Source organism: Vibrio kagoshimensis, from assembly GCF_050337535.1.
GTDB classification, from domain to species: domain Bacteria; phylum Pseudomonadota; class Gammaproteobacteria; order Enterobacterales; family Vibrionaceae; genus Vibrio; species Vibrio gallaecicus.
Genome location: NZ_JAKJSZ010000006.1, coordinates 112,016 through 124,799 on the forward strand (window position 1 = coordinate 112,016; position 12,784 = coordinate 124,799).

Here is a 12,784-nt window from a genome sequence, read left to right on the forward strand (position 1 = left end):
AGCGAAGCTGATATTCAGCAGTACATGTAAACGGTTAGATGGAGAGAACAACACAATTTTTCATGTAGATCAGTCGTTTATTAAGAGCGGTTACCGTTAATAAACAGAGCCACGCATTCTTGGATGTAATTTAGTCTATCTTCATCACTTTCTTGGCTGTCTTGTCCGAAGAATCCCCAGTAAGCGGATTTTCCGTGGAACATGAGCAACAACTGCATGGCTGCAATTCTTGGTGAACTTGAAACTGACAAGTTAAAGTCACCTGAATTGACTTTGTCTTTTAGATACTCAGCCAATAAGTTAGTCGTTTTCTGGGGACCAGACTGCAAGTAAACCGCGGCTATTTCAGGATGAGTGTTGGCTTGGCTGACTGCATTTTGAAAAGTTTGCCTTGCTTGTTCATCAAGCAATAAGTTTTGAAACTTCATTCCAAATTTGACCAATTCTTCGGCGACAGGAGCATCCATATCAAATGCGCTTGGGCTTAACTCTCTCTCAATACATCTGGTCTGCATGCAGGTTTCAAATAACTCATCTTTGTTTTTGAAATGAGAATAGACCGTTTGCTTAGAAACATTTGCAGCTTTCGCTATTTGATCCATATTGATCTTGTAGCCGTATTGAGAAAATAGCTCACTGGCTGCGGCTAAGATCTGCGATTTTTTTTGTTCACTCTTGATGATTTTTGTCACGTTTGCTTCTCGTTACGTTTTGTTTCTCGTTACTTTTCGTGGCATCGCTACTTATGTTGCATTGCTACTTTCATTGTAACTGTTTTTCTTTCCAGGTGCTGACAAGGCTCAAGTTGATCCGACAAATCGCATTGAACCAAATGTAAGTTAGCCGATGGATAGCATTATGCTTTTTGTGATGTTTTTATCAATCATTAACGATGAAACTTATTTTTAACACAATCAAACTAGACAGTCTAGTTTGATTTGGTTAGTCTAAAAAGGATACGATTGAAAACTGCATAGGAACAGTAATATGTATAAATTGATGAAGAGAAGTGCGATGGCGTTAGCGCTATCGACTTTTCTTATTGGATGTGGAGAAGCAACGCAAAATGAGTCTCCAGTTGACTCAGATGTTTCAACTACAGGAACGGTATTAACTGTTGAAACGATCGCTTTGGAGCTATCACCTTCTTATGCAGTTCAGCGTGAATATGTTGGAGTTGTAAAAGCTGGGCAGCAAGCCAATTTGGGCTTTGAATTAGCAGGGAAAGTACAAGAGATATTTGTTGATGTGGGTGATACCGTCACAGAAGGGCAGCCACTTATTCGTTTAGATACTCAGCTTCTTAAAACAGAGTCCAGCCAGTTAAAAGCCCAATCTGAAGAAGTAAAAGCTCAGTTAAGTTTAGTGGCGGCTAACCTAAAGCGTCAGCGTTCGCTCAAAGCGAAAGGTTTCAGTGCTGAAGCTGAAATCGACACACTGACTAGTGAGCAGCGTGTGCTGCAAGCTAACCTTCTGCGCATTGATGCTTCAGTACAAGCAAATGATTTAAAACTGATTAAATCGACTGTTCTTGCTCCGTATTCGGGCACGATAGCCACGCGTTTTGTTTCATTAGGTGATGTGGTGAATGTGGGAAACCCGACATTGACTCTACTTGCAACGGAAGGGAAAGAAGCCTTCATTGGCATTCCTGCTCATCAAATGCAAAAGGTCACTTCACTTGAAGCTCCGGTGATAAGAGTGGCTAACTCAAATTATTCTGTGAGTTTACTTAACCCTGGTGCCATGGTTGATACCCAGTCTCGCAGCGTAGCATTACGCTATCTCTTCCCAGAAAAATCACCGGTTTTAGAAGGGCAGCTTACTTACCTTCAATTTGATGAAACGATAGATGAACAAGGTTATTGGATCCCATTAACCGGATTAATCGATGGTTTACGTGGCGTGTGGAATATTTTCGTTATTGGTGAAGGTAACAAAGTTGAACGCAGAAGCGTTCAGGTTCTATTTGCAAATAATCAACAAGCTTATGTGATTGGTGCCTTAGCTGATGGCGAGCAGGTGATTGCCAGTGGTTTGCATCGTTTAGTTCCAGGGCAAACAGTAAAGCCTGCTGAAGTGGCTAAGTAGGGAATACCATGAAAATCATAGAGACTATTTCCAATACTCGGCTACTGATATTAATGACTGCTTTACTTCTTGTAAGCGGTATTTCAGCTTTCATGACCTTACCGCGTGCTGAAGACCCAGTCATAGAAAACCGCTATGCAAACATTACCACCAGTTTTCCTGGTGCTAGTGCAGAGCGGGTTGAAACGCTGGTGACTGAAGTCATCGAAAACAAATTGCGTGAACTGAGTGAAGTTAAATTAGTCACCTCAACTTCAAGACCGGGAGTGTCGATTGTGACACTGGAATTGAATGATGATATTACCGAACCAGAACCTGTTTGGTCGCAGGCTCGTGATAAATTATCTGATGTTGAGGCGCTCTTGCCGTCTGGTACTCATTCCCCAGATCTCGACAGTGACCATACTTACGCCTTCACCACAATTACTGCGCTTACTTGGTCAGGTTCTGGAGAGCCAGATAGGCTAACGCTTGGTCGTTATGCAAAAGAATTGGCTAAGCGATTAAGAACCTTATCAGGCACCGAATTCGTTGATGAATACGGGATGCCACAAGAAGAAATTCAGATAAGTTTGCGAACTGCTGATGCTGCGGCATTAGGGCGTTCAAGCGCTAATATTGCGGAATCATTGGAAGGCGCTGATGCGAAAAATTCTGCTGGGGAATTAGTCAGTGCATATTCTCGTTTTGGGTTAGAAATTGAATCAGAACTCGACTCGATTGAACGAATTAAACAAGTGCCTATTGCTACCGACAGCAATGGACACATTATCCGAATGGAAGATATTGCTTCTGTACGCCGAGGTGAGAAAACGCCACAAAATCAAATCGCCATTATTGATGGTGAGCCCGGAGTGATTGTTGCTGCGCGAATGCATCCTGACTTGCGAGTGGATAATTGGACAGCTAGAGCCAATACCGTTATCGACAAGTTTGAGCAAGAACTGCCAAGTAATGTTCAAGTAACAGTGTTGTTTAATCAGCAGGGTTACACCGAGACTCGCTTAGATGATTTAGGCAAAAGTTTAATGATTGGTTTTGTGCTGATCTTAATTGTACTGTTCGTGACTCTAGGTGTTCGAGCTGCAATTTTAGTCGCCATTTCTCTTCCGTTAACCTCATTACTCACACTTTCCATCATGAAGATGACCGGAGTACCAATCAACCAAATGTCGGTGACTGGTTTAATCGTTGCACTCGGGATAATGGTGGACAATGCGGTGGTAATGGTGGATACCATTCAAGCTTACCGTTTGAAAGGTCAGCAGCGAGCCGAAGCAACCATGAATGCACTTAAGCATTTGTGGGTGCCGCTACTAGGTTCAACACTTACGACCGTTCTTGCTTTTGCACCAATCATCTTAATGCCAGGAGCTTCAGGTGAATTTGTGGGCGGCATTGCGATTACTGTTTCTTTCTCTCTGTTAGGTTCTTACCTAATTTCGCATACGCTGATCGCAGGTCTAGCGACTAAGCTTCTGCCTAAAAAGCTCAGTGATGTTGATAAAAAAGGTCAGCACCACTGGTATATTACTGGGCTGAGAATTCCTGCATTGACTCGCTGGTTTTCGTCGTCAGTTCGCTTTGGTGTCACTCACCCGATAATCACGATTGCCCTTGTGCTGTTAGTGCCTTTTACCGGTTACTGGAGCATGTCTCAATTAACAGAGCAGTTCTTCCCACCTTCGGACAGAGATATGTTTGAGATTCAGGTTTACATGCCGCCTCAAGCAAGTATCTATGCGACCAAAGCCACTTCAGAAAAAGTCGATGACATTATTCACCGTTACCAAGAAGTGGAGCGTATTGATTGGCTGGTAGGAGCTAACTTCCCGTCTTTCTATTACAACCTGCAAGCAAGACAAAACAACGCGCCTTATTTTTCACAAGCTATGGTGAAAACGGAGAACTTCGCACAAGCCAATGCTTTGATTCCAATGTTACAAGAGGTGTTGGATAAAGAGGTTCCAGAAGCGCAGATTTTGGTAAGAAAGCTTAATCAAGGACCGCCATTTACTGCGCCTGTAGAATTACGTGTTTATGGAGAAAACTTAGATACCTTGAAAGCGATTGGTGAAGACGTACGCTTAATTCTTGCCAATATTCCCAATGTTACGCATACACGAGAAACCTTACAGCCGGGTACACCTAAAGTATGGCTTAAGGTCGATGAGGATACAGCCAAGCTAAATGGTATTTCTCTTAATCAATTTGCAGGCATGCTACAAACCACATTAACGGGCCGTGAAAGCGGCTCAGTGATTGAAGGTAGTGAGTCAGTACCCATTCGAGTGCGTGTGGCGGATGATGCCCGCGAGAATTTATCGCACCTAAGTAATATCCGTTTACCGATAAGCTCAGAGGTGTACTCAACGGGTATCAATGTTTCAACGTTAGCAGAGTTAGAGCTTACGACTAGCCGCGGTTCTATCACGAGACGTAATGGGCAGCGTGTGAATACTATTGAGGGTTACATCAAAGCTGGTGTACTACCACAGACTGTACTCAATGAGTTCCAAAAGCGTTTAGAAAGTTATGAGATCCCGTCAGGCTACACTATTGGGTTTGGTGGCGAATCGGCGGAACGAGATAACTCAGTAAATAGTCTCATTTCTAATGTAGCGGTCGTTGTGGTTTTGATGGTTCTAGTAGTGGTGATGTCGTTTAACTCATTCAGAATGAGTAGCATCATATTCATGGTGGCAGCGCTTGCGGGCGGTCTTGGGTTATTGTCCGTGTGGATATTTGGTTACCCATTTGGCTTCACTGTAATCATCGCTATGTTGGGCATTGCAGGCTTAGCTATTAATGCTGCAATTGTTATTTTGACTGAGCTTAAACTGGATGAGAGGGCTTCATCTGGCAATGTAGATGCTGTGGTAGAAGCAGTGATGTCGTGTACTCGTCATATTAGCTCCACAACCATCACAACGGTTGGCGGTTTTATGCCTTTGATTATTGCAGGCGGTGGTTTTTGGCCGCCATTTGCAGTTGCCATCGTCGGCGGTACCGTATTAACCACGCTGATTTCATTCTACTTTGTGCCTGTCGTGTTCCACTTGATGACACGTAGAAAAGGGCTGCATTCTCAGAGATTAGTCTCAGATTAAATATAAGAGTGTAATGAATAGTTTAATAAGAAGCGCAGCTAAGGCTGTGCTTTTTTATGTCTATGTCTGTGTTTGTGGCTACGGGGTTGGGAAATAGAAAGTCAGTCTGCATTCTATATTAAATACAGGGAGAAACTTATCTGACCGAATGTCTCATTTTTATTTTTAGAACATATGATTCGATAATGAGTTAGTTACTATGAGGCTTCATAAGGATAACTAAATCAATAAGGAAATTTCAGTGGATATTTTGTCTCACTTGCATTCTCATCGTTCAATTCGTCAGTATAAATCTCAAGAAATACCGCAAGAGGTGTTAGATGAAGTGCTGCAAGCCGGTATTCGAGCTTCTTCATCGGGTAACATGCAGTCCTATTCGATTATAGTCACGAAAGATCCTGCTATTCGTGAAAAACTTTATCAGCCACACATGGAGCAAAATATGGTGGTTGATGCACCAGTATTAGTCACTTTTTGTGCAGATTTTAGTCGAATGAAAAAGTGGTTAGAACTCAATGAAGCGAAGCCTAATTTCGATAACTTTATGAGTTTTATGATTGCGACTATTGATGCCACTTTAGTCTCGCAAAACGTTGCGACTGCGGCTGAAGCGAAAGGTTTAGGGTTATGTTATATGGGTTCTACATTAGCTAACTGCGATCAGATCGGTGAGATACTCAATTTACCGGAAGGTGTAGTCCCCGTGGTAGGTTATTCGCTCGGTTATGCAGATGAAAACCCTGAAGTGCGAGATCGTTTACCATTAGAAGGGCTTGTCCATTACGAGACTTATCAAGATCAGACGGATGAACAGATTAAAGCCATTTATAAGCAGCGAGAAACGGACGGTTGGAACCGTTATATGTCGTTCCCTGAACTTAAAGCTAAGATTGAAGCATCAGATGTGAAGAACTTAGCTCAGCTATATACAACTCTAAAATATACGCGAGAGTCACACGTTGAGTTTTCACAAAGCGTTCTTCATTACATTGAGAAGCAAGGCTTTATGAACCACAATCTCTAGTTCGAATCGATGTTTATGAGGCTAGGGACCACCTTGTTCTTTTAATCATTTATTCTTATTTTTTGTAAAACTAATGATTCTATATTTATGTGCCAGTCAACCTTTCAAGCATAGGTGACTGGCCTTTTTGTATTGAGTCGTTTCTCTATACACATCAATAAGCTGAACAATAGGTTCATGTTTTATTCACATTCGGCATGGCATTCTAAAAATATCTTATTACCTGTTCCGGTTTATTATGACATTCAAAAATTTCACCTTAATTATCATTAGCTTCTTACTGTTGGTAGGCGTTTGGTTTTTGCTTCCTGTTGATTTGGAACTGGCACGAAAAATTCCTGCATTCTTTGCAACGATCTCAATGATTAGCATGGCTTTAGCTATGGTGATCAGCTGCCGCCCTAAGTGGATTGAGCCTTTGGTCGGAGGAATGGATAAAGCGTACATTTGGCACAAATGGCTGGGTATTTTCGGTTTAATTGGTGCAAGTTTTCACTGGATGCTAGTGCCAGGACCTGCTGGTAATGCACTTGATCCTCAGTTTGCTGAAATGGGGGAAGAAGTTGGGCAATGGGCTATGTATGGTTTGTTGCTTCTAGGTGGAGTGAGTATGGTTAGACAAATCCCATATCGTATCTGGTTTTATACTCACAAGCTTATGGGACCTATTTTCCTAATTTCTGTCTACCACACGTTTTTTTCTGATGTACCGTTTGAATTATTCAGTGTAACCGGGGCAGCTTTGGTTATGGTTTCCCTCATTGGCTCGGTCAGTTGGATTTACAAAACATTCATGAAGCCTAAGCAGTATCGAGCTTATCAGGTGGCTGAAGTGAACCCTATGGATGATGCAGTTGAAGTGGTCATGAAAGCGGAAGGTGAAAGCATTCAATATCATGCAGGTCAGTTTGCTTATCTTGATTTTGGCTTTGACCGTGTAGAACATTTTCACCCATTCACCATTACATCGGCACCTGAAGTTATTGCAGCTACCAATGCAGCAAGTGTTAAAAACAAAGGCACTGGTCAACAACTTAGCTTCGTTATTAGAGGGCTTGGTCGCCACACCAAAGAATTACAAAGTAGGCTTAAAGTTGGTTTACCTGTCACGGTTGATGGCGGCTATGGACGCTTACATGCGAAAAAGAAAGCCAATAAACCTCAAGTTTGGATTGCTGGTGGTATAGGTATTACTCCATTCCTAGCGTGGATTCGCAGTTGGAAAGAAAGCGATCAACCCGTGCATTTGTTTTATGTAGGAAGAGGGTCGCTCTATTCGTTAATGTTAGAAAAAGTGGGGCACTTGATTGGCTCTAAGCGAATTGTACTGCATAAGCAACATTCTGGAAGTGAGCGACTAACTGCAGAGACCATGTGTAGCAAGCTAGAGTTGGATATTAAACAGTATCAATGGTTTGCATGCGGACCAACACCAATGCTGATGTCATTGAAATCTCAGCTAGTTGAGAAGGGTATGAAAACCAATCAGTGGCACAATGAAAACTTTAGCATGCGATAGTTTTCAGTAACTCATTTATTCGAATCCCACTTAAAGGCAGCGGCATCAAAAGATGTCGCTGAACCAAGCGTTTAACTGTTCACGTTTATCATCGGGTCCATTGATGACTACTAATCCCTGAAGGCTGGCTTGATCCCAAGAAATGGTGCCAGTTGCGAGCGCATCAAATACATCGAGTTCAGTAATTAGTAATAGATCTTCTTTTGTTGGGAGGGTTTCTCGCCCCGAAACGCTCACCTCATTTGCTACATTAATTTCACTGTAATGACCTTTAATGGCTTCGAATAAGTTGAAGTCAGTGCTTAGTGAGTGCTCTTTGGCAAGCGCTGCTTTTATAGCAAATAATCGGAAGTGGTCTGGTTTATTGAGATTATTGAATTCATCGTCTTGGCGGGCATTAATGATATTGCCAAAGACTTCAAGTGAACCTGGTTCTGTAACTAAGCTAAAGCCTGTTTCTTGGTGTAAACCACACGCAAAAACAAGCGAAGAACTTAATGAAAGAAGTAGAGTAATTCGTTTTAACATGGAGACCTCTAACTTTAAGCGGTAAAAATGCCGTTTAGCTGCATTAATATAGCAGCACTAACATAGATGCAATGGCATAGGTGTTTTGATATTGATGCAGCTTAAAGAAGCCGCTAAATCATCCACCAGCCTGCCGGATGGCGCACTTTACCAGTAAATCAAACCAAAAGATAAAGGGACCATGAAGGTCCCTTTTGTATATCGTTATCTATCCTTGAAATCAAACAAGCTATCAGCTGTTTATTTAGCGAACATTCAATTAGCGAACGATAAGCATGATTTCTTCAGGAGTCATTGGCTTATCGAAGTAGCTCATGAATTGACCGAAGCCTTTGATGTCGCCATTCGAGAATTTGAATGCGCCAGACTGTAGGTTTTTACCAATCACTTGTTGAGCGTTTGGACCCGCAATCAATATTTGGTTCAATACTGTACGCGTGGTGTCGATTTGTACATCAGCACCTTTCACTGCTTCTTCGTGTAGCTGTGCAATACCGTTACGGATTTCGATAGTAAAAGCTTCGTTAGTATCAGAGAAGTTGTACGTTAGCATCATGTTTACGTCTAACGAGTTTTCTGCGATAAGCGTTGAAGTCATCATGTCGAAGATCTGCTTGCTTGGTAGTGCAGTAAGAACGTCAACAGAAGCAAAGCTGATCATGTTAGAGAAATCACGTTTGTTCTCTAGTTCAGCAGCAGCGTTAAGTGCCCAGTTACGCCAGTTGATGTTCACTTGATCTGCAGCCCATGCTTTGTAAGCTTGTGCTTTCATCTCACGAGCTTCCATATCTTGCTTGTTAACCGTAATTGGGTAAGAAAGAATTTCTGCCGCAAATGTGTAGTTTTCTGCTTTGATTGCTGCTTTAGCTGTTTCGATGATGTTCTCACGGCCGCCCATGATCTCTACGAATGCTTTAGCGCGTTGCTCGTATGCCATTGGCTCTAGTTGCCATGGATCCGCTTCGAAGAAACCGTTGTAACCTACGTAAATCTGGCGCACTGCGTGTGCAACAGTACCGTAGTGTTCACCTAACCAAGGGTGCTCTGCAAGGTGATTAGGAAGTTTTACCACTTCAACTAATTCATCTGGCGTCATGCCTTTGTTCATGTAACGAATTGTTTGGTCATGCGTGTATTGAATCGCATCACGGTAAGCCGTTAGTACGTCAGATACTGCTGCTTTACCTTCAACAGGGCGACCGTGAGAGTTAATCATAATCTCAGTGTCAAACTTACGCATTACGTCGATACCTTTGAACCACATTGAAGGGTCACGGAATTTCGTGCCACGAATTGTGTGAAGGTTCGGGAAGTTTTCACCTTGAAGTACTTCTGCAGCGTGTAGAATTTTTTGCTCTGGAAGATAAACAACTAGCTCATCTTTAGTTTCAGAAGGCACGTTTTCAATGTGCATTTTCACGCCAGAAATTTCAATCTCTAAGTGCCCTTGGCTTGGTACAAGCACGTTTGGTTCGATGAACGAGATAGCACCCTGCATGAAACGAGGACCTAGACCATCGTTTACAGTACCGTGCTCACCTTCTTCTACGTGCTTAGCGCCAGTATAAGAAGTACGGTGACCGAATAATGTTCCCAAGTTTGAAGACCAGTTAGCAACGGCTGCTGTTAGGCCTTCTTCAGCGATGATTTTAACGTCGCCTGATGCCACTTCTTCGTCTGTCACCCATGCACGAACACCAGAGATGTGGTCAATATGGTTGTGAGAATAGATGATAGCTTTAACTGGCTTATCTGTGATTTGACGGAATTGCGCTTTAACCGATTGAGCCATTTCTACTGATTCACCTGGATCAACGATGATAATGCCATCGTCACCTTCAATCATTACTGGTGTATCAAGACCGAAACCGTAACCAAGGTAAACATTGTCATCTACCTTGATGATAGCTTGATCCATTTTACGACCATGCTTGGTTAAAATTGGGTGAACATGGTCAGACTCAGCGGTGTAAGCTAGAGAATCACCTGTTTTAGAAACAACCTGAATACGTTCGCCTTTACCCCAGAATAAGTTAGATTTATGTTCAAATAGAACCTCACTCTTGTAACGTGAATCAAGATCGATGTTTTGGTATTGAGCTGCATTTGCAGTTTGAAGTTCTTGACCTACTTTCGATGTTGCTTCAACAACTGGAGTTGCAGAGGCAAAGCCAGAAGTGAAAAGAACACTTGCAATCGCAACGGGTAAAGCCATTTTCTTAAACGTATTAGTCATAATGTGACCTTTATTTTTAAAACAGGAATAGGATTTGATGGGGTAATCATAAAGAGGTAAGTGAATGGTATCTACGAGGAAAATCGATTTCGAAATATCGTTATTACGATGATTTAATTTTCATTCAATCGCTTATTCGATTTTATTGATCAAGGTCAAACAATGATTTTTGGCATTGATGAATACAAAAAAACACCTCAAGAATGAGGTGTTTTTGATTCAGTAATGGAGCATAGAGTCTTTCTATGAAGCTATAAGCTATAAGCTATAAGCTATAAGCTATGCGAACGATCATATTACCAAGCACCCAGATAAGATTTGTAGGATTGAAGGCGGACTGTTGCTGCGCCAATCACATCAATGAAGCCCCAAAATGGATGCGGTTTCTCTGCGGAAATCCAAGCTGCACCTGCTGCACCTATTGGAATGGTGTAGCCTTCAGGTTCAAATATTTCTAGTACGATAGTTCGCCCTAAGCCATTACCGTTTCGAACAACGTGTTGACCGACACTTTGTGGTCCTTGAAAAGGTGAAATACTCGATTCACCAGTACCAGCTGTAAAGCTGTGAACTTTGGCGCGGAACACGTGACCTGGGTAAGCGTCAACAAAGAACTCGGCAAAATCGCCCACTTTTACGTAACCGTAAGTTTGGTCTGAAATACGCATTTCAAGGAATTTCTTACTGGTGTTGTATAGGTGCATGTTACCCATAACTGAACCTTCAGCAATGTTCACTATTGACACTTGACCATCAAACTCGGCGGTAATGGTTTTCTTTTCTTGTGCCCAGTTAACCTTCTGTAAATCGGCTCTGAGTGACGCTAATGCAGCATTCATAACACGAAGATCTGAGTTTAATTTTTCTACGTCACGAGTATTAAAAATTTGAGGCGATGTTTCAGCGCGATCCAAATCGCGAGTCATCTGCTTAATCTCTTCTTCTTTTTGTACAATCGAAGATTCAATTTTTGCTTTATCTGCAGCCGAATTAATGTCGACTAATGTATAGATCACATCGCCTTTCTTAACGATTTGGTTGTGATCAACGAACACTTGGTCGATCTGTTGACCGAAAACAGGAGACATTACAGCGTGTGGTGCTTTTACCGTTGTTGAGTTAGTCATATCAACAGGTGCCCAAAGGCGAGATACGATAGCTAAAAGACCTAAAATAACCGCGCCTCCAATGGCTGCCCATGTGTAGTTTTTAAAGCTCTTTTTTAATGCGCCAGTTGCAAACAGGGACCATACAATCAGGATATATGGGATCATCATTTCTTTCATTATGCTGCCTCGTTTCCGGTTGCTGTCTGTTTAGGATTCGCTTGGTTGATAAGATTTTGGTCGTTTGAATCTTGATTATTTGGGGTTTTATCGCTGGCAGCTGGGTCTTTAGGTTGAACACCTCGGCGAATAACGTCACTGATGGATTGACCGACATGTTTCCAATTTGCTAGGGCAATAACCAAAGCGATAACCCAAAAGGTTTTGCTGATGAATAGACCGCAAAGAGAAAGGGCGAATACAATTTGAACATGTGCACTTTTATGCTCTTTCGCTTTATGCACACCGAGTTCATGGACTTGCCACATGCCGTATATAACAGCAAGTACCACAGCCATGGTTACCGAAAACAGATAACCCGAGAAATACTCCGTTTGAAAAAACGTCATCATCATTTCATTTGGGTGGTTATTGAATTGGCTAAGGTCGATGTCTTTTGAATGTATTTTACCCATTGGTGCTAGCACCCAAGCGCCAGCAAACATCAGCACCATAAAAAGGATGAACTTAATAAAGACTAAGGCGACAGCCCAAATCTTTTGGAAAACAATTTTAAGAAATTTCATATCTCTACCTACGTAAAATAAGAAGAGAGAACTTGTAGCCTAGAATATTTTTTAGCATCACCTGAGAAGTTAATGCCTACCGCGTTTTAGTCATATTACGCATAGACAAAAGGTGTCGATGAACTCTAAAAATAATGGCGCTATATCCAGACAACGGATTCTCTGTATTAGGCACAAATTGGCCCCTTAGTGAATCAACTTCATTGTCTCGTTCCAAAAAATACGAGTATTGGTCATTATCCGGTGTAACTCACCTTAAATAAGGGGCTCTTCCATGATGCTTTACACTGAGCGCGATAAAAACATTCGTCATTCTGTTAGTTCGAGTGAACATTGATTTACTAGCAGGATAATAGGAAGAGAATTGAGTGGTATCTACCGTGTAATACGATTTTAATGTATCGAATTTACGATGTGTTTGTTT

9 protein-coding genes are annotated in these 12,784 nt (G+C 42.0%); 4 read left to right on the top strand and 5 right to left on the bottom strand.

Annotated features, from left to right (window positions below; all coding sequences use genetic code 11):
* Positions 1-80 precede the first annotated feature (80 nt).
* Positions 81-692 carry a TetR/AcrR family transcriptional regulator gene (locus L4C37_RS06805; protein WP_273293918.1) on the bottom strand — a complete coding sequence of 204 codons (612 nt, stop codon included), beginning with the start codon at positions 690-692 and terminating at the stop codon, positions 81-83.
* A 295-nt stretch (positions 693-987) separates the two neighbouring features.
* Between L4C37_RS06805 and L4C37_RS06810 the strand changes: the two genes are divergently transcribed.
* The 4 genes from L4C37_RS06810 to L4C37_RS06825 all read left to right on the top strand — a co-directional run bounded on the left by L4C37_RS06810 (position 988) and on the right by L4C37_RS06825 (position 7,744).
* Positions 988-2,091, top strand: coding sequence for an efflux RND transporter periplasmic adaptor subunit (locus L4C37_RS06810; protein WP_372267000.1), 1,104 nt, complete (start codon positions 988-990; stop codon positions 2,089-2,091).
* A gap of 8 nt (positions 2,092-2,099) precedes the next feature.
* Complete coding sequence (locus tag L4C37_RS06815; RefSeq protein WP_429768204.1) at positions 2,100-5,201, top strand: efflux RND transporter permease subunit; 3,102 nt, start codon at positions 2,100-2,102, stop codon at positions 5,199-5,201.
* A gap of 241 nt (positions 5,202-5,442) precedes the next feature.
* Positions 5,443-6,225, top strand: coding sequence for a nitroreductase family protein (locus L4C37_RS06820; protein WP_429768205.1), 783 nt, complete (start codon positions 5,443-5,445; stop codon positions 6,223-6,225).
* Positions 6,226-6,463: 238 nt separating this feature from the next.
* On the top strand, positions 6,464-7,744 hold the full coding sequence (locus tag L4C37_RS06825) for a ferredoxin reductase family protein (RefSeq protein WP_429768206.1): 1,281 nt from the start codon (positions 6,464-6,466) through the stop codon (positions 7,742-7,744).
* A gap of 45 nt (positions 7,745-7,789) precedes the next feature.
* On the opposite strand, the gene L4C37_RS06830 is transcribed toward L4C37_RS06825, so the two are convergent.
* The 4 genes from L4C37_RS06830 to L4C37_RS06845 all read right to left on the bottom strand — a co-directional run bounded on the left by L4C37_RS06830 (position 7,790) and on the right by L4C37_RS06845 (position 12,360).
* The gene (locus tag L4C37_RS06830) at positions 7,790-8,272 is read right to left on the bottom strand and encodes a hypothetical protein (RefSeq protein ID WP_429768207.1); all 483 of its coding nucleotides are present in this window, start codon (positions 8,270-8,272) and stop codon (positions 7,790-7,792) included.
* 259 nt (positions 8,273-8,531) lie between these two features.
* Positions 8,532-10,508: an alkyl sulfatase dimerization domain-containing protein gene (locus tag L4C37_RS06835; RefSeq protein ID WP_429768208.1), complete on the bottom strand. Its 1,977-nt coding sequence runs from the start codon at positions 10,506-10,508 to the stop codon at positions 8,532-8,534.
* Positions 10,509-10,804: 296 nt separating this feature from the next.
* Positions 10,805-11,794, bottom strand: a complete 990-nt coding sequence (locus L4C37_RS06840) for an efflux RND transporter periplasmic adaptor subunit (RefSeq protein ID WP_429768209.1) — start codon at positions 11,792-11,794, stop codon at positions 10,805-10,807.
* A complete protein-coding gene (locus tag L4C37_RS06845) occupies positions 11,794-12,360 on the bottom strand; it encodes a magnesium transporter (protein WP_372267016.1) in 567 nt (188 codons plus the stop codon). The genes L4C37_RS06840 and L4C37_RS06845 overlap by 1 nt, the downstream gene beginning before the upstream one ends.
* Between the last annotated feature and the right edge of the window lie 424 nt (positions 12,361-12,784).